This is a genomic window from Rhizobium sp. WSM4643 (genome assembly GCF_025152745.1).
GTDB classification, from domain to species: Bacteria; Pseudomonadota; Alphaproteobacteria; order Rhizobiales; family Rhizobiaceae; genus Rhizobium; species Rhizobium leguminosarum_I.
Window position 1 is genome coordinate 3,311,949 of the sequence record NZ_CP104040.1, and the last position, 17,003, is coordinate 3,328,951.

General features: G+C 60.8%; 16 protein-coding genes and 1 pseudogene. 10 read left to right on the forward strand and 7 right to left on the reverse strand.

Annotated features, from left to right (window positions below; translation table 11 throughout):
* Nucleotides 1-57 precede the first annotated feature (57 nt).
* Nucleotides 58-759 (reverse strand): uracil-DNA glycosylase, encoded by a 702-nt coding sequence (gene ung / locus N1937_RS16625; protein ID WP_162117999.1) that lies wholly within the window; start codon nucleotides 757-759, stop codon nucleotides 58-60.
* Nucleotides 760-998: 239 nt separating this feature from the next.
* Here ung and N1937_RS16630 point away from each other — a divergent pair.
* From N1937_RS16630 to N1937_RS16640, 3 genes and pseudogenes are all read left to right on the forward strand, one after another.
* A pseudogene (locus N1937_RS16630) lies at nucleotides 999-2,411 on the forward strand (phosphomannomutase); the annotation flags it as partial.
* A gap of 51 nt (nucleotides 2,412-2,462) precedes the next feature.
* Nucleotides 2,463-3,890 carry a mannose-1-phosphate guanylyltransferase/mannose-6-phosphate isomerase gene (locus tag N1937_RS16635; RefSeq protein WP_260058970.1) on the forward strand — a complete coding sequence of 476 codons (1,428 nt, stop codon included), beginning with the start codon at nucleotides 2,463-2,465 and terminating at the stop codon, nucleotides 3,888-3,890.
* Nucleotides 3,891-4,008: 118 nt separating this feature from the next.
* Nucleotides 4,009-4,314 (forward strand): hypothetical protein, encoded by a 306-nt coding sequence (locus N1937_RS16640; protein WP_026154312.1) that lies wholly within the window; start codon nucleotides 4,009-4,011, stop codon nucleotides 4,312-4,314.
* Nucleotides 4,315-4,364: 50 nt separating this feature from the next.
* Here the strand turns inward: N1937_RS16640 and N1937_RS16645 are convergent, their stop codons facing one another.
* Nucleotides 4,365-5,321 (reverse strand): endonuclease/exonuclease/phosphatase family protein, encoded by a 957-nt coding sequence (locus N1937_RS16645; RefSeq protein WP_260056577.1) that lies wholly within the window; start codon nucleotides 5,319-5,321, stop codon nucleotides 4,365-4,367.
* 246 nt (nucleotides 5,322-5,567) lie between these two features.
* On the opposite strand from N1937_RS16645, the gene N1937_RS16650 reads away from it, so the two are divergent.
* Nucleotides 5,568-6,584, forward strand: coding sequence for an NAD-dependent epimerase/dehydratase family protein (locus N1937_RS16650; protein ID WP_162117996.1), 1,017 nt, complete (start codon nucleotides 5,568-5,570; stop codon nucleotides 6,582-6,584).
* A 91-nt stretch (nucleotides 6,585-6,675) separates the two neighbouring features.
* On the opposite strand, the gene N1937_RS16655 is transcribed toward N1937_RS16650, so the two are convergent.
* Together N1937_RS16655 and N1937_RS16660 are read right to left on the reverse strand one after the other, a co-directional pair.
* Nucleotides 6,676-6,990, reverse strand: a complete 315-nt coding sequence (locus N1937_RS16655) for a hypothetical protein (protein WP_204340279.1) — start codon at nucleotides 6,988-6,990, stop codon at nucleotides 6,676-6,678.
* A 228-nt stretch (nucleotides 6,991-7,218) separates the two neighbouring features.
* Nucleotides 7,219-7,371, reverse strand: a complete 153-nt coding sequence (locus N1937_RS16660) for a hypothetical protein (RefSeq protein WP_003581757.1) — start codon at nucleotides 7,369-7,371, stop codon at nucleotides 7,219-7,221.
* 405 nt (nucleotides 7,372-7,776) lie between these two features.
* Here N1937_RS16660 and N1937_RS16665 point away from each other — a divergent pair, with 405 nt between their 5' ends.
* The 6 genes from N1937_RS16665 (at nucleotide 7,777) to N1937_RS16690 (ending at nucleotide 13,995) form a co-directional block, all read left to right on the forward strand.
* Nucleotides 7,777-8,478 carry a CerR family C-terminal domain-containing protein gene (locus N1937_RS16665; RefSeq protein WP_260056578.1) on the forward strand — a complete coding sequence of 234 codons (702 nt, stop codon included), beginning with the start codon at nucleotides 7,777-7,779 and terminating at the stop codon, nucleotides 8,476-8,478.
* Nucleotides 8,475-9,488 carry a secretion protein HlyD gene (gene hlyD / locus N1937_RS16670; RefSeq protein WP_260056579.1) on the forward strand — a complete coding sequence of 338 codons (1,014 nt, stop codon included), beginning with the start codon at nucleotides 8,475-8,477 and terminating at the stop codon, nucleotides 9,486-9,488. Before N1937_RS16665 ends, hlyD begins: the two co-directional genes overlap by 4 nt.
* Nucleotides 9,485-11,230, forward strand: coding sequence for an ATP-binding cassette domain-containing protein (locus N1937_RS16675; RefSeq protein WP_162117992.1), 1,746 nt, complete (start codon nucleotides 9,485-9,487; stop codon nucleotides 11,228-11,230). The genes hlyD and N1937_RS16675 overlap by 4 nt, the downstream gene beginning before the upstream one ends.
* A complete protein-coding gene (locus N1937_RS16680; protein WP_260056580.1) occupies nucleotides 11,227-12,354 on the forward strand; it encodes an ABC transporter permease in 1,128 nt (375 codons plus the stop codon). The genes N1937_RS16675 and N1937_RS16680 overlap by 4 nt, the downstream gene beginning before the upstream one ends.
* A 1-nt stretch (nucleotide 12,355) precedes the next feature.
* Complete coding sequence (locus tag N1937_RS16685) at nucleotides 12,356-13,468, forward strand: ABC transporter permease (protein WP_260056581.1); 1,113 nt, start codon at nucleotides 12,356-12,358, stop codon at nucleotides 13,466-13,468.
* A 131-nt stretch (nucleotides 13,469-13,599) separates the two neighbouring features.
* The gene (locus N1937_RS16690) at nucleotides 13,600-13,995 is read left to right on the forward strand and encodes a DUF1236 domain-containing protein (protein WP_162117989.1); all 396 of its coding nucleotides are present in this window, start codon (nucleotides 13,600-13,602) and stop codon (nucleotides 13,993-13,995) included.
* On the opposite strand, the gene N1937_RS16695 is transcribed toward N1937_RS16690, so the two are convergent.
* The 3 genes from N1937_RS16695 to N1937_RS16705 all read right to left on the reverse strand — a co-directional run bounded on the left by N1937_RS16695 (nucleotide 13,996) and on the right by N1937_RS16705 (nucleotide 16,997).
* Nucleotides 13,996-14,208 (reverse strand): hypothetical protein, encoded by a 213-nt coding sequence (locus N1937_RS16695; protein WP_017965772.1) that lies wholly within the window; start codon nucleotides 14,206-14,208, stop codon nucleotides 13,996-13,998.
* 99 nt (nucleotides 14,209-14,307) lie between these two features.
* Nucleotides 14,308-15,849, reverse strand: a complete 1,542-nt coding sequence (locus tag N1937_RS16700; protein ID WP_260056582.1) for a winged helix-turn-helix domain-containing tetratricopeptide repeat protein — start codon at nucleotides 15,847-15,849, stop codon at nucleotides 14,308-14,310.
* A 104-nt stretch (nucleotides 15,850-15,953) separates the two neighbouring features.
* Nucleotides 15,954-16,997, reverse strand: a complete 1,044-nt coding sequence (locus N1937_RS16705) for a Gfo/Idh/MocA family protein (RefSeq protein WP_222295637.1) — start codon at nucleotides 16,995-16,997, stop codon at nucleotides 15,954-15,956.
* Nucleotides 16,998-17,003: the final 6 nt, after the last annotated feature.

The window sequence follows — 17,003 nt, forward strand, 5'->3', positions numbered from 1 at the left end:
CGCAGACCAAAACGCATTGTCTTCTTTTAGTGAACGAACATCAGATTGCGTTCACACCTATGCCCCATGGGGATCGGCCGGCAATTGCCAGTCGATCGGCGCGCGCCCGCGCGACTGCAGGAAGGCATTTGCCTTTGAAAAATGCCCGCAGCCGAAAAAACCGTTATGGGCCGAAAGCGGCGAGGGATGCGGCGCCCTGAGCACGAGATGCCGCGTCGTATCGACGAAAGCGGCCTTGCGCTGTGCATAGGAACCCCAGAGCATGAAGACGACGGATTCACATTCATCGTTGACCTTGCGGATAACGGCGTCGGTGAAGCGCTCCCACCCCTTGCCCTGATGGGCCGCTGCCTGCCCCTCCTCGACGGTCAGCACGCTGTTCAGCAGGAGCACACCCTGTCTTGCCCAATGTTCGAGAAAACCGTGCCGTGCCGGCGCTATGCCGAGATCCGTCTCCATCTCCTTATAGATGTTGACGAGCGAGGGTGGTATGCGCACGCCCGGCCGGACACTGAAGCACAGCCCATGGGCTTGCCCAAGTCCATGATAGGGATCCTGGCCGAGGATGACGGCCTTGACGTTGGAGATCGGCGTCAGATCAAGGGCGCGGAAATATTCGCTGCCCTTGGGGAATATCCGCTTGCCGACCTGCTTCTGCGCGACGAGGAAAGACTTGAGCTGCTGCATGTACGGGCTTGAAAACTCCCCCGCCAGCGCGGCCTTCCAGCTCTCTTCGAGGCTGACAGATGGATCGCTCATCCCGGAAACCCTTCGCATATGACGAAACAACGGTCACACGGTTCTAGCAAAATCGATCTACGCTGCAATGCCTGTCGGCTCGGCAATGGGTCTACACCTTCGGAATTCGGAGAGAGAGGATTTGCGAGAGGCTGGCCGGGGCACCGTCGTCCGTGTTTAACTATATGATAGCTTCGGTATTTACGCCGGCAGGCGGCCTGAGTAGAACCTTGATTGTGAAATCGGAGCCATGTCTTCCTATGAAATTCGGCACGAGCGGCCTTCGCGGACTTTCAGTCGACCTCAAGGGACGCGCCTCTGCCCTCTACGCGACCGCGTTCGGCAAATATCTGCTGCAGACCGGTAAGGCGCGGACCGGCGACGTCATTCTGATCGGCCGCGATTTTCGCGATTCAAGCCCTGAAATCTCGGGAAATTGTGCCGGTGCGCTTGCCGCGCTCGGCTTTCGGATATTCGACTGCGGCAATGTCCCCACACCCGCCCTTGCCCTTTATGGTCTCGAAAGCAACGCCGCATGTCTGATGGTGACGGGCTCGCATATTCCGGCCGACCGCAATGGAATCAAATTCTATCGCCCGGATGGCGAGATCGACAAGGCGGACGAGGCAGCGATCACCAGTTTGGCAGCCGAGATCGAACGAACCGGCGAAACGGTAACGCAGGCGCCGACCGGGACGGAGGATCATGAAGCGATCTGCCGGCAGCTCTTTTTCGAACGCAATGCCGCTCTGCTTCCGCAAGGCGCGCTTGCCGGCCTGAAGATCGGCGTCTACCAGCACAGCACCGTCGCCCGCGACCTGCTGGTGGACGTTCTCGCCCATTACGGCGCCGAGATCACCGCTCTCGGACGTTCGGAGAGTTTCATTCCCGTTGACACCGAAGCCGTTTCCGACGAGACGATCGCGCTGATGAGGCGTTGGGTGTCCGACCACAAGTTCGATGCGATCGTCTCGACCGATGGCGACGGCGACCGTCCGCTGGTCGCAGACGAAACAGGCACGCCGCTGCGCGGTGACCTTCTCGGCCTCGTGGCAGCCAATTTCCTCGGCGCCGGCACGGTGGTGACACCGGTTACCTCCAATTCGGGCATCGAGGCCGCGGGCTCTTTCGCCGTCCGACGCACCCGCGTCGGCTCACCCTTCGTCATATCAGGCATGGAAGAGGCCGTGACGGCCGGCAAGGATCATGTCATGGGCTTTGAAGCCAATGGCGGACTTCTGACCGCAACCGCCTTTGATATCAACGGCCGGAACGTGCGTGCCTTGCCGACACGCGATTGTTTTATCCCGATGCTCGCGATCCTCTCGCTCGCCGCCATTCGCAGGCAGCCGCTTTCGGCCGTTGCCGCCTCTTATCATCTGCCATTTGCAGCCGCCGACCGCCTGGAGAATTTTCCGGTCGAGACGAGCGCAGCGCTGATGCAGTATCTGCGTGCCTCTGATGAAAATCTTTCGGCCTTCGTGCAGCCGATCGGCGAGGTGGCTGCGAAGTCCGACATCGACGGACTTCGCCTGACGCTGAGGGACGGCAGGATCATCCATTTCCGTCCGTCCGGCAATGCGCCGGAAATGCGGTGCTACGTGGAAGCCGAGAGCGAAACCGCAGCCCTGGATCTTCTGACCGCCGGGCTGACCCGTATACGAGACTGGGCGGAGATACCCGCTAAACATGCGACGAACACGCTTTTTTCAAGGAACCCGCCTATGACGCAGAAAATTGTTCCCGTGATCATGGCCGGCGGCAAAGGCACCCGGCTCTGGCCGCTTTCCCGTGCCACCGCACCGAAACAGTTCATCCAGTTCGTCGGTGACAAGACGCTGTTTCAGGAGACCCTCGACCGGGTTTCCAATCCGGATCTCTATGAAGCCGCGATCGTCGTCACCAATGAGGAATTCCGCTTCCTGGTCGCCGAGCAGGCCCGCGAACTCGCCATCCCGCTCGCCGCCGTCCTGCTGGAACCGGTTGCCCGAAACACCGCGGCAGCGGTGGCCGCCGCCGCTATTCTTGCCGGCGAGTTCTTCGGCAAGAACACGATCATCCAGATGCTCGCCTCGGATCACGAGATCCTGGCCGATGAGACCTATTTCGATTGCATCCGCATCGCCCGCGATGCCGCAGGCGACGGCAAGCTCGTGACTTTCGGCATCAGTCCGACGGAGCCGGCGACGGGTTACGGTTATATCGAGATCGGCGATGCGCTCAAAAACGGTGCGCATAAGGTCAAGCGCTTCGTCGAAAAGCCGGCACTTGAGAAGGCCGAGCAGATGCTCGCCGCAGGCGGCTTCTACTGGAACTCCGGCATCTTCATGTTCCCGGTTGCGGAACTTATCGCCGAACTGCAGGAATATGCGCCTGACGTGCTGAAGGCTGCAAGCAAGGCCGTTTCGAAGGCAAGCCGCGACCTCGATTTCACCCGCCTCGACCCCGACCATTTCGCCAAGAGCCCCGACATCTCCATCGACTACGCGATCATGGAAAGGACCTCCAAGGCCGCCGTTGTCCCCTCGCCCTTCAAATGGTCTGATATGGGAAGCTGGGATGCCGTCTGGAAATCAGGCGCACGCGACGGTAACGGCAATGTCGCCGCCGCAAACACCACCGTGGTCAATACCCGCAACTCGCTCGTCATGACGCATGGCGTGCATCTTGCCGTCCAGGGCATGGATGATGTCGCCGTCATCGCCAGCGAAGACGCCGTCTATGTCGGGCCGCTCAAAGACAGCCAGAACGTCGGGCAATTGGTCAAGATGCTGGCGTCCACGTCCGCCACCGCGAAATTCACCGAAACCCATCCGACATCCTATCGCCCCTGGGGCGGCTATACCTCGATCTTCAACGGCGATCGCTTCCAGGTGAAGCGCATCTTCGTTACACCGGGCAAGAAGCTTTCGCTGCAAAAACACCACCACCGCTCCGAACACTGGATCGTCGTCAAGGGAACGGCCGAGGTGACGGTCGGCGAGAACGTGCGTATGCTGCGTGAGAACGAGAGCGTCTACATTCCGCTCGGCGAAGTCCACCGCCTCGCCAACCCCGGAAAGATCCTTCTCGAGCTCATCGAGGTGCAGACGGGTTCCTATCTCGGCGAGGACGACATCATCCGTATCGTGGATGAGTTCGGAAGAACGTAAAATCGCAACCGGAGCGATGGTCGGGTGTTTTCCGGCGCACCATCCTCGCTGTTGAATTTCCTCTTGGGGTTCTCATAGAATGGATGTACCGACAAACATGACCGGAGATATCCCCCTGATGCGTACGTTGCCCGTCCTCGCCGGATTTCTTGCAATCATGGTGCCGGGAATGGCGTTTGCCGAAACGGCAAGCATGCGAACCGCAAGCGAGTCCGAAATTCGCCAGCACCTGCCCGGTACGTCCGAACTGAAAGAAGGCAAGAATGGCTACGAATATCGCGACGGCAATAAGAATGGCTACAAGATAAACAATGGCCAGGTGTGCGTCCTGTTCCCCAGCAAGAAGACCGATTGCGTCAACGTGAAGACCGACGGCAAGACCTTTCAGATGATCGACAAAAAAGGCGGCCGAACAAGATTCTGATTTGTGGCCCGGCAATTTCCTTGCCCGGGCTTGTCTTGCCCCAGGCAAAATCATTTTGCGGGTGAAGTTTCACCGTCCTTGTCGAGAACGAAGTCGGCGATCAGGCCCGAATGATTCGAGCCGAGACTATCATCGAGACGTTTCAGCGATGTCAGATGAATCGGCGCGCGCGCAAATATGTGATCGATGGCGATCCCGAGCCTGCCGGCGCCGACCGGCCATGTTGCCGGTTCTGGCGTGATCGTCTTCAGCTTCTGTTCGCGCAGGAAAGCTTGGATGCTCGGAGCGATCACCGAGGAGTTGAAATCGCCTGACACCACCAGAGGGCCGTCGATTGAGCCGAGCGCTTTGGTGAGATCTTCCAATTCAGCCATCTGAAAATCGTCGAAGTATGGTTTAGTCAGGTGCGCTGAAACCAGATTGATGGTCTCGCCGCCGAAATCGACGCTTGTTATCACCAGCCTGTTTTTTCGCAAACTGCCCATGCTTGCGACCTGCCGGCTGACGAACGGGCGTTTGGAGAGCACAAGCGTATCGCATGTATCCTTCCCGGTATCGCAGCCGATATGGTAGGGATAGGCCTTGAACAATTGCTGCAGGTGAAACGTCAACGGCTTTGCTTCGAGCAGATTGACGACGTCGGCATTCGACGCGATCACCATGTTGGTGATCTCAGTCGAGTTTTTCCAGTTGTCGATGGCGATGTTGAACGACATCAGACGGAAAAGCGGCGGGGTGTCGGTGCTTCTGTCGCCCTCCGCGAATTCGCGCAGCATGATGATGCCGTGAGCGATGAGAAGAAGCGAGGCAAGCAGAAGGATAAAGCCGTAGATCTGTCTCTTGATGGCCAGAATGATGATGCTGGCGGCGACGAACACGACGCCGAGGTGAAGCTGAAAGCTGTAGACGAAGGACAGAAGCCAGAAGTTCGTGACATAGCGTAACGATACGATCGCGATGGCAACGGTCAGAAACGCGCAGAGAATCCAATAAATTATATCTCTCATCGATCCTGACCTGCTTGCAGACGACCGCCCGGCCATAACATGCGATCAGTTATGGTGCAATGCAGCATAACAGCCGCGAGCCGACATCCGGAAAAACAGCGGCGGATAGACCGACGGCAGCGGGGACGGTGCTGTGGCCTTCTCTTTCAAAGACCTATCGACTCGGCCTCTTCTTATCTTGTAAGTGGGGTCACTTGATACGGAATCGGCTCTTTGCCGTCGGCAGGGAGCCGAGAAAAGGTGGGAATGCGCTACTTCATTACAGGGACTGCCGGCTTTATCGGTTTTCATCTGGCCAGGCGCCTGCTGCAGGAAGGGCACGACGTCACAGGCTTCGACGGCCTGACTCCGTATTATAACGTCAAGCTCAAGGAGATGCGCCATGCGGCACTCTCCCAGTTTCCGGCTTTCAAACCTGTCATCGCTATGCTTGAGGACCGCCCAGCGCTGGAAGCCGCCGTTCTGGAGGCCAAGCCCGACATTTTGATCCACCTCGCCGCACAGGCTGGCGTCCGCTACAGCCTGGAAAATCCCGAGGCCTATCTTCGTTCGAACGTCGAAGGCTCGTGGAACATCATGGAAATCGCGCGGCGCGTCGAAATCCGTCACCTGATGCTGGCCTCGACATCCTCGATCTATGGCGCCAATCCGACCGTCCCCTTTCACGAGACCGATCGCGCCGACGAGCCGCTGACCATTTATGCCGCGACGAAGAAATCAATGGAACTGATGGCGCATAGTTATGCCCATCTTCACAAGATTCCGACCACGGCTTTTCGCTTCTTTACGGTTTATGGCCCATGGGGCCGCCCGGACATGGCGCTGTTCAAATTCACCAAGAACATGCTCGAAGGCCAGCCGATCGAGATTTACGGCGAAGGCAATATGAGCCGTGACTTCACCTATATCGACGATCTCATTGAAGCGATCGTCAGGCTGTCGGCAATCGCTCCGAGCGAGGAAAATCGTCTTGACAACGTAGCTGTCGAAACGCTTTCGCGCCAGGCGCCCTTCCGCGTCGTCAATATCGGCGGGGGCAAGCCGGTCAGCCTGATGGATTTCGTCGAAACGGTGGAGAAAGCGCTCGGCCGTCCTGCCATCCGCAAGATGCTGGCGATGCAGAAGGGTGACGTGCCGCGCACCTTCGCAGCCCCCGATCTGCTCGTCGCGCTGACGGGATACAGGCCGGATACGACATTGGATATCGGCGTCAAGGCCTTCGTCGACTGGTATCTCGACGTGCGCGGCGAACTCGACGCTTAGAACAGGGTGTCGTCCGAAAACCCCTCACACTTTTCGGTATCATGCGCTAGGTGTCGCAGAGGATGCGACAGGCCGAAGCCGGCCCAATGTTTCAGCGGAGAAACGTGACGGCGTCGACGGCAGCGACCGCCGTCGCAAACACGTAACCGACGACAACGGTCAGGCTCTGCGAATAGGTCTTGAGCCGGTAGCCCTCGCCCTCGACCGTAGCAGGGCCGCGCAGGACGAAAGGAACGCCTGGGCGCATGAAACCGGCGCGTGTCGTCAACGGAACCTCGGGCGAATGGCCGATGGCGGAGGTGTACATCAGGTCGCGGGCAAGGCTGGCTGGGCCGATGGCGAAGGCCGGCTCGGCAGCGGCAGTGATCGTCAGGGTCAAGGCGATGGCGGCAAGAGTTCTGTGCATGTCGAAGTCCCCGTTTGCGGATCGGCGGGCTTCATTTTGCCCGCTCCAAACGATCGACGCGTCTGTCCACGCTTCGGTCGCTTTCATGAGACCACTCTACACATCAGTATTTTCAGGGCTTTTAAGCAGATCGGTCAAATTTTACGAAATTTGATTTTCCGGTCGCACCGGTTCGGAATCCACGGAAAAAACGCGGAAATGCCGATGGCCTCGACGCTGCATCGCAGTCTACAGGACACGATCCAGCTTCTTGTTGATGTGCAGGTTCGGCATCAATCCCGCACTTTGCGCAGCATGATAGGATTCTCGCGCCGCATCGAACGAGATCGACCACATGATGGCGCTGAGCAGCAGAGCGATAATATAGATCTGAATACGCATCGAACTGCCGATACGGAAAGAGCAAGGCAGTTTTGTGTCAAAACATAGTCACAGGGATCACGAAAAAGTGGCGCGTTCTTTGTTTTGCAGCCGGCTGGCACCAGACATATTAGTGTCGTGAAAATTAGTGATATTGCACTGCTACCTGTTAGCAGTCGACCCCGAGGCTTGGTTCCTCTTCCCACCCCGAGAACCCTGAGAGGTCCGTTCCCACGGGCCTCTTTGCTTTCTTTCCAAGCGTTTTTCCGGAACAGTGGGATCGCCTGATCCGAATTGACGTTGGACCGCTGAACGGCATATCTCGATCCCAAACCAGACCACACGTCCCACGAGCAATGTCATCTTCTTGCCTTGGCAAGTATATCAATCGATTGACTTACTTTTCGACCAATGTTACAAATTGCCATGACCCGAGAAGCTAACAGCCAGCCACCGGCCTCCGCCCGCGCCGAGATCGCGCGCCAGAAGATGCTGGACGCTGCCCTCGACGTCTTCGGCCGCTATGGCTTCGATGGCGCCTCGACGCGCCAGCTCGCCGATGCGGCCGGCGTCAACCTGCAGGCGATCCCCTATTATTTCGGCAGCAAAGAAGGTCTCTACATCGCCACGGCCGAATATCTGATGATTCGGATCAATACGCATGTCGGTGACATGAGGGCGCGCGTCGGTGCGCATCTGCTGGCGCTCGACGCTGCGGGCAAACCGCTTGGGGAAGCGGAGGCCCGCCATTTCTTGATCGAGATTTTGCAGACCATGGTGACGCTGTTCGTCGGCGGGGAATCCGAATCCTGGGCGCGTTTCCTGATCCGCGAGCAGATGGAGCCGACCGAAGCCTTCACACGGGTCTATCAGGGCCTCATGCGGCCGATGATCGAGGTGGGCCGGCGGCTGATCGGAGCCATCCTTCACGAGGATCCCGCCTCGGAACATGTGCGCCTTCGCACCTTCACCCTTCTCGGCAGCATTCTCGTCTTCCGCGTCGCCCACGCGGCCGTGCTCGCCCAGATGGAGTGGGACGGAGTCGGCCCGGAACAGGTGGAAACGGTGCGCGGCCTTGCCGCAGAGTTGGTCGATTGCATCGGCTCGCCGAAAGGAAGTGCAGCATGAAACGCATCCTTCCCCTCGCCATCCTTCTTCTCGTTGCGGCAGGTGCCGCCGGCTGGTGGTACGGCATGCCCCAAAAGCTCGGCTGGTTGCCTGAGGCCAGCCGCGAGTTCGTCCTTTACGGCAATATCGATATCCGCCAGGTCTCGCTCGGCTTCCGCGTCAGTGGTCGCCTCTCCGAACTCCTTGCCGACGAAGGTGACGTCATCAAGAGCGGAACGGTCATGGCGAAGCTCGACGCAACCCCCTATGACTTCGCGGTCCGCTCCGGCGAGGCCAATGTCGCAGCCCTTCGGGCGACGCTCGACAAGCTGAAAGCCGGTCCGCGGCCGACCGAGATCGCCCAGGCACGCGCCGCCTATGACGAAAGTATCGCCGATCTCCGCAATGCCAACCTCGCCTATGACCGCGCCCGCCAGTTGCGACCGCAGGGCACGATTTCCGAGGCGAGCCTTGATCAGGCAACCGCTGCAAGGGCCATGGCCGCCGCACGCTCCGATTCCGCCAACGAGGCGCTGAAACTGCTGCTGGAAGGCTCCCGTGTCGAGGATATTGCCGCTGCCGACGCCCAGTTGAAGGCGGCACAGGCAACACTCGCTTCCGCCCGCACTTCGCTAGATGACACCGAACTGCGCGCGCCGAACGACGGCGTCGTCCTCTCCCGCGTCCGGGAAAATGGCGCGATTGTTTCCCCCGCCGACACTGTCTTCGTGTTGTCGCTGACAGAACCCGTCTGGGTTCGCACCTATGTCGCCGAACCCGATCTCGGCCGCATCCATCCCGGCATGAAGGTTTCGGTCACTTCCGATACGGCGTCCAACAAACCCTATGAAGGTACGATCGGCTTCATCTCGCCGGTTGCCGAATTCACGCCGAAATCGGTGGAGACGCCGGAGCTCAGGACCGACCTCGTCTATCGCCTGCGGATTGTCATCGATAAGCCCGGCCCGGATCTGCGCCAGGGCATGCCAGTCACCATGCGTCTTCCTACGCCGACGGCGGACGAACGATGACCGCCGCCGAGACCGGCCGGGGCGACAAGCCGCTTGTCCGGATCGACGGCGTCACCAAGCGCTTCGGCGATGCGCCGGCCGCCCTTGACGCCGTCTCCGGCGTCATCGGTGGCGGCGCGATCACCGGTCTCGTCGGCCCTGACGGCGCCGGCAAGACGACGCTGATCCGCCTGATGACCGGCCTGATGCTGCCCGACACGGGAGCTATGGAGGTTCTCGGCTTCGATACCCGGAAGAATGCCGCCGGCATCCAGGCGGCGATCGGCTACATGCCGCAGCGCTTCGGTCTCTATGAGGACCTTTCGGTACAGGAAAACCTCGACCTTTACGCCGATCTGCGTGGCCTGCCGAAGAGCGAACGTGCGAGCGCCTTCGACGAACTGCTCACCTTTACCGATCTCAAGCGTTTCACCGGCAGGCTCGCTGGAAAGCTTTCCGGCGGCATGAAGCAAAAGCTCGGTCTTGCCTGCGCGCTTCTGAAGAAGCCGCGCCTGCTGCTGCTCGACGAGCCGGGCGTCGGCGTCGATCCAATCTCGCGCCGCGACCTCTGGAAGATGGTCGAGAACCTGACGAAGGAAGGCATCGGCGTCCTTTGGTCGACCGCCTATCTCGACGAGGCCGAAGCCTGCGATCATGTGCTGCTCTTAAACCAGGGCAAGCTGCTCTTTTCGGGGAAACCGGCTGACATGACCGGCCGCGTCAGCGACCGGGTTTTCCGCGTCTCGGGCTTGACAGGGCGCCGCCGGCAGGTGCTCGCCGGACTTCTGCAGGCTGATGGCGTCATCGATGGCGTGATCCAGGGCGAGGCGATCCGCCTCGTCGCCGCCAAGGACAGGAAACCGGATATAGGCTCGGCCGGCGATGGCGCGACACTCACCCCTGCCCCGCCGCGCTTCGAAGATGCCTTTATCGACATGCTGGGTGGTGGTCCTGGCGGCCGCTCGAGATTGGCCGAGGCGCAAGAGCCGACGAAAGGCGAGGATGACCGGCCGGTGATCGAGGCCAAGGCGCTGACCAAGCGCTTCGGCGATTTCACCGCTGCCGACAATATCAGCTTCGATATCCGCCGCGGCGAGATCTTCGGCCTGCTCGGCCCAAACGGCGCCGGCAAATCCACCACCTTCAAGATGCTCTGCGGCTTGCTGAAGCCGACAAGCGGCGAAGGCCGCGTCGCCGGTTTCGACCTTCGCCGCGATGCCGCCGAGGCCCGCAACCAGCTCGGCTACATGGCGCAGAAATTCTCGCTCTATGGCGATCTGACTGTCATGCAGAATCTCGAATTCTTCTCTGGCGTCTATGGCCTTCGCGGGCCGCACAGGCGCGAACGCATCGAGCTGATGGCCAGCATCTTCGATTTCGGCCGCCATGCCAGCCAGCCGGCGAAAGATCTGCCGCTCGGCCTGAAGCAGCGCCTGGCGCTTGCCTGCGCCGTCATGCACGAGCCGCGCGCCCTCTTCCTCGACGAACCGACCTCCGGCGTCGATCCGATCACCCGGCGAGAATTCTGGACGCATATCAATGCGCTGGTCGAAAAGGGCGTTACCGTGCTCGTCACCACCCATTTCATGGACGAGGCGGAATATTGCGACCGCATCTCGCTGATTTATCGCGGCCGTTCGATCGCGCTCGGTTCGCCCGATGAATTGAAAGCCCGGGTTGCAACCAAGGAGCAGCCGGACCCGACGATGGAGGACGCCTTCATCGCCCTGGTGCAGCAATCCGAGAAGGAGGATGCCGCATGAGCACCTCCTCCGGCCGGATGCGGCGTCTCTTGGCCCTCGTGCGCAAGGAAAGCTTTCAGGCGATTCGCGATCCGAGCAGCATCCTCATCGCCTTCGTGCTGCCGCTGATCCTGCTCTTTCTCTTCGGTTACGGCGTCTCGCTCGATACCACCCACACCCGCATCGGCCTCGTGACCGAGGAGATGACGCCGCTGACACAGGATCTGTCGGCGAGCTTCCAGGCCTCGCGCTATTTCGAGGTCGCCGTCAGCCGCGACCGGCGCCTGTTCGAGGACGATCTTGTGCTCGGCAAGGTACGCGGCATTGTCGTCATTCCCGCCGATTTCACCACACGCTACACCGCCGGCAACCGTCCCGATATTCAGGTGATCGTCGACGGCTCGGATCCGAACACGGCGAATTTCGTACAGAATTATGCGCAGGGCACCATTGCCAACTGGGAGCGGCAGAGGCAAGCGGACGTCGCCTCCCATAGTCCTGCCATCTCGGTCGAGCAGCGCTTCTGGTTCAACCCTGAACTGACCAGCCGCAATTTCCTCGTGCCCGGCTCCATAGCCATCGTCATGACGCTGGTCGGCACGCTTCTGACCTCGCTTGTCGTCGCCCGCGAATGGGAGCGGGGCACGATGGAGGCGATGATGGCAACGCCGGTAACAGCGGTCGAGCTGCTCGCAGGCAAGATCCTGCCTTATTTTCTGCTCGGCCTCACCTCGATGACGCTCTGCGTGCTGCTTGCGGTCTTTCTCTTCGGCGTGCCGTTCCGCGGCTCCGTCGCTGCCCTCTATGCACTGTCGGCCGCCTTCCTGATCCCGGCGCTCGGCCAGGGCCTGTTGATCTCTACGGCAACGAAGAATCAGTTCCTCGCCTCGCAGTTGGCGCTGATCTCGGCCTTTCTGCCGGCATTCCTGCTGTCGGGCTTTCTCTTCGAGATCAATTCCATGCCGACCGTGATCCAGTGGGTCACCTTCATCGTGCCGGCGCGTTACCTGATCCCCAGCCTGCAGACGGTGTTCCTCGCCGGCGATATCTGGCCGATGTTCCTGCAGGCGATCGGCGTGATGCTGACGATCGGCGTCATCATGTTCGTGCTTGCGGCGCACAGCACCAGAAAGAGGATCGGCTGAGATGGGTTGGACAAGGCTTTACGCCCTGATCGTCAAGGAGCTGCTCGCCGTCCTGCGTGATCCGAAGGGCCGCGCCATCCTGATCGGCCCGCCGATCGTCCAGCTTCTCGTCTTCTCCTATGCCGCGACGCTCGAAGTGCGCAATGTCGATGTGATGATCCTCAACCGCGACAGCGGTCACTGGGGCCAGGAACTGATCGAGCGCATCGACGGCTCGCCGACTTTCAGGAAGATCGAGATTGCACAAAGTCAGGCGGAGGTCCGGGTGGCGATCGACAATCAGACGGCCATTGCCGCCGTTGAGATCGGCCCAGACTTTTCCCGCAATATCGAGGCCGGGACGCCAGCCGACCTGCAAATGGTGCTCGATGGCCGTCGCTCCAACGCCTCGCAGATCGTCGCGGGCTATCTCTCGCAAATCGGCGCCGCCCTTGCCGCCGAGACACCGGCCGGCAAACGTGCCGGCGCCGACATCGTCTCGACACTACCGCGCAACTGGTTCAACCCGAACCTCACCTATCAATGGTTCATGGTGCCGAACCTGATCGCCAGCATCGCGCTCCTCATCGGCCTGATCGTCACGGCGCTGTCGATTGCTCGCGAGCGCGAGCTCGGCACCTTCGACCAGCTGATGGTCTCGCCGCTGCGTATGCACGAGATTCTGATCGGCAAGCTGATTCCACCGATGATGATCGGCCTCTTCCACATCACCGTCTATATCCTGGCCGCCGTCTTCCTTTTCGAGGTGCCGCTGCGCGGCTCGCTCTTCCTGCTTTACGGCAGCGCGATCTTCTATCTCGGTTCGGTCGCCGGCCTCGGCCTCTTCATCTCGGCGCTGTCGATGACGCAGCAGCAGGCGATCCTCGGCGCCTTCCTTTTCATGGTCCCGGCTATGCTGCTCTCCGGCTTTGCGACGCCGATCGAGAACATGCCGGGATGGTTGCAGCCGGTGACCCTGATCAATCCGCTGCGCTATTTCCTGGTCGTCGTCAAAGGCGTCTTCCTCAAGGATATTCCTTTGAGCGAGGTGGTGACCCAGACGATCCCACTGGCGCTGATCGCCACTGTTACGCTCAGTGCCGCCGCCTGGCTTTTCCGCCGGCGGCTGGAATAACGCATTCCGACCCGGACTTTAACGGCCTCACATAATGTGAACCGGCCGTCCAAAGCGTGACACTCTCCTGCCGGAACCTCGGATTGGCGCGGTCGTTACCCCAGTGCAATCCCCAGAAAAGGAGAAGCAAAATGTACAAGATTCTCGTTGTTTCCAGCGCCCTTGCGCTGTCGTCATTTGCAACCAATGCGCTCGCTGATGGAGCCGTGACCGGTGCAGCCGGCGGCGCCATCACCGGCGCAATCGTCGGCGGCCCTGTGGGTGCTGCCATTGGCGGTGTGGCCGGCGGTGTCGCCGGTGCCGTTGTCGATCCGCCGCCGCGCGAGGTCGTCACTTATGTCCAGCAGCAGCCAGCCCCGACCGCCTCCGTGGTGGTCCAGGAACCGATCGTCGTCGGCAAGCCGCTTCCGGCAGACGTCGTGGTGACGCCGGTACCTGACAATCCGAAATATGCCTATACGGTCATCAACAATCAACGCGTGATTGTCGAACCCCGCACCCACCGTGTGGTGCAGGTCATCGAATAATCAGGCAACCGAAGCCGCCCGTTGTGGTTCGGCAACTTCCGGCTCCGCTTCGGCGGAGCCTTTTTTCGTGCGCTCGCGCCACCTGCCGATCAGCGAGAACAGAACGACAGCGTACTCTGGCAACTCGAACCCCCGCGGCAGCGCCTCTATCGGAATTTGGTCGCCGTAAAGCTTGCCCTGCCTGAGCGATAGAATATGCACGGTGGAAAGCATGAGCCGATCCTCCATCGATTGACGGGATCAGCATCGCCGAAATGTCCGCTTTGGGTCCTTAAGAGACCGATTAAGGGCTACTAAAACTTCCAAGAGCTTTCAGCGCGGTCGCATTCCGGCCCGCGCCAGTCCTTCCAGAACCGGAACAAAGCGCCGCGGGTCCCTGGCCGGTTGACCGGCTTGAATTTTCTCAAGGGTCGCGCCGGGTGCGATCGCCTCAAGCGCATGCAGGTACTGCCGCGCCTCGGCCATGTTGCCGAGATGCGCATGTGCTGCGATCAGCATCCAGTAGGTCGGGTCGAAATGGGCATTGAGCGCCAGCGAGCGAGCGCCGAAAGAGACCGCCGCCTCGTAATTGCCGCGGAAGATCTCGGCCATCGCGATGCCCGTCAGCGAAAAACGCGCGTCCGGATCTCGCGGCCCCAGCCTCAAGGCGCGGTGGAGACGCTCGAGCGCGTCATCGATATCGCCGCAGTGCAGGGCCGCGATGCCGGAGCATGCCGCGACGCGAAGATCATTGGGATTGGCGGCAGCGGCAGCCTCCAGCACGGCCATGCCGCCTTCGTAATCCTTGCCCGTCTGCAGCAGCGCCATACCGCAATGGACCATCACCCGGGGATCGCCGGCCGAATGCTGGAGGCCGCGGCGTGCAAGCCTGAGGCATTCCGCCTTGTCGTCTTCTCCGAGCGGCGGCCAGCCCATGGTCGTGCGATGTTCGAGCGCCCAAGCGGCAAGCGACAGGATCAACGCATTTTCCGGCTCGATGGCCAGGGCCTCGCGCAGCAGCGCATAGGCAACGGCATTGCTTTCGATCGACTCGTCGGTGATGGCAGCAAGCGCACGCAGATAAAGATCGTAGACCGCCGGGCTGTTCGGCCGGTCTCGCCGCGATCTCCGGATTTCGGCGATCTCGATCGCCGGCTCGACGATCGTGGCGACGCGCTCGGTGATCCGATCCTGGAAGGCGAAGATGTGGCTGATGCCGTCTTCGAAATGATCGGCCCAGAGATTGGCCGCCGAAAGGCCGTCGACCAGTTGCACGTTGATGCGCACCTGCGCGCCCTCTCGTCGGATACTGCCTTCGAGCACGTAGCGCACGCCGAATTCCCTGGCCACCTCTCGCACATCGACGCTGCGTCCCTTGTAGACGAAGGCGGAGTTCTGCGAGACGACCGAAAAGGAACGGAAGCGCGAAAGTGCGGTGATGATCTCCGCCACCACGCCGTCGGCGAAATAATCCTGGTCGGCGTCACCGCCGAGATTGACGAAGGGAAGAACGGCAACCGACGGCGCCTGCGGCTCCACGGGCGCCACGGACGCCATCCCGGCATCGTCCTGGCGCGGCAGGCGATAACCAACCCTGGGAACGGTGGCGATCCACTCCGTGCCGTCCGGTCTTGCGCCGAGAAGCTTCCTGAGCGTGGCAATCTGGACCGTCAGGTTGCCTTCTTCTACGGTAAGTCCCGGCCAGGCCCGCTCCATCAGATCCGCCTTGGTGACGACGCGGCCCTCAGCCTCCAGCAGCAAGCCGAGCAGCGCTACGGGCCGTGGTCCCGTCGCAACGGACTTTCCGTCCCGCCACAGGCTTCCTGTCACGGGATCGTAAAGGAACGGACCAAACGAAAGCCTTGAGCTGCTCATTGCCAGAGCATAGCGCGAAAATATTGCGGACTGAAAGCCGATGGTGCGCCGATGCGCTGGATAAGCCACCGTCGGATGAACGGCAGCTTATCCAGCGGACAGGGTCAAACCTTCAACTCGCGTCGCTCGCGCTCGGTCACCATCGCAAGGTCGAGCACCTTCTGCAGGTTGGCGGCGTGGCGGAAGTTCGGGTCCGGCTGGATGCCGCTTGCCACGGCCTCGGCAAAACGCTCGTAGTTGGTCGCCACCGGTTCAACCTCGATCTTCGTCCAGGTCGCGGTTTCGACATCCTCGCCGAGGCAACCATGCAGCTCGGAACCGCTGGGACGATGGATGACCTCAAGGCTGCCCCTCTCGCCATAAATGCGCAACTTCAACTCGTTCAGATGCCCTGTCGCCCAGCGGCTGGCATGGATGACGCCGAGCGCGCCGTTGGCGAAATCGACAGACATGGTGAAGCTGTCATTGGCATCGAGCAGATATTCGCCGATCTGGCCGCCCGGCGCCTTGTTGAAGGTCTTCAGCCGCGCAAAGACGTGATCGATGTCGGTCGCCGCGCCATAGGCGGCGAAATCGAGAATATGGATGCCGACGTCGCCGAGCACGCCGTTCGAACCATGGCCGGTGGAAAGCCGCCACAGCCAGGTCGATTCCGTGCGCCAGTCGCCCCAGGCGCGCGACACCAGCCAGCTCTGGAGATAGGAGGCTTCCACATGTCTGATCGTGCCGAGCTCGCCAGCAAGCACCATCTCACGGGCGCGCTGCAGCGGCGCGACGTTGCGATAGGTGAGGTTGACCATGTTGATGACGCCGGCCTTTTCGGCGGCCTCCGTCATCTCCAGCGCCTTTGTATAGTTCTCCGCCAGCGGCTTTTCGCAGAAAACGTGTTTGCCCGCAGCAATCAGCGCCATCGTCGTCGGGTGATGGATGCGGTCGGGCGTGACATTTGTCGCCGCATCGAATTCACCCCAGGCGATGGCCTCCTCCAGCGAAAGAAACCGCTTTTCGATGTTGAATTTGTCGGCGAAGGCCGAAAGCCGTTCGGAATCGGTGTCGACGGCGCCGACCACCGTCACGCCGTCGATGAGAGGGAAGCGGGCGAGCTGGTTTTTCGCCATCACCCCCGTGCCAAGAACGAGTAGTCGCATGGATGC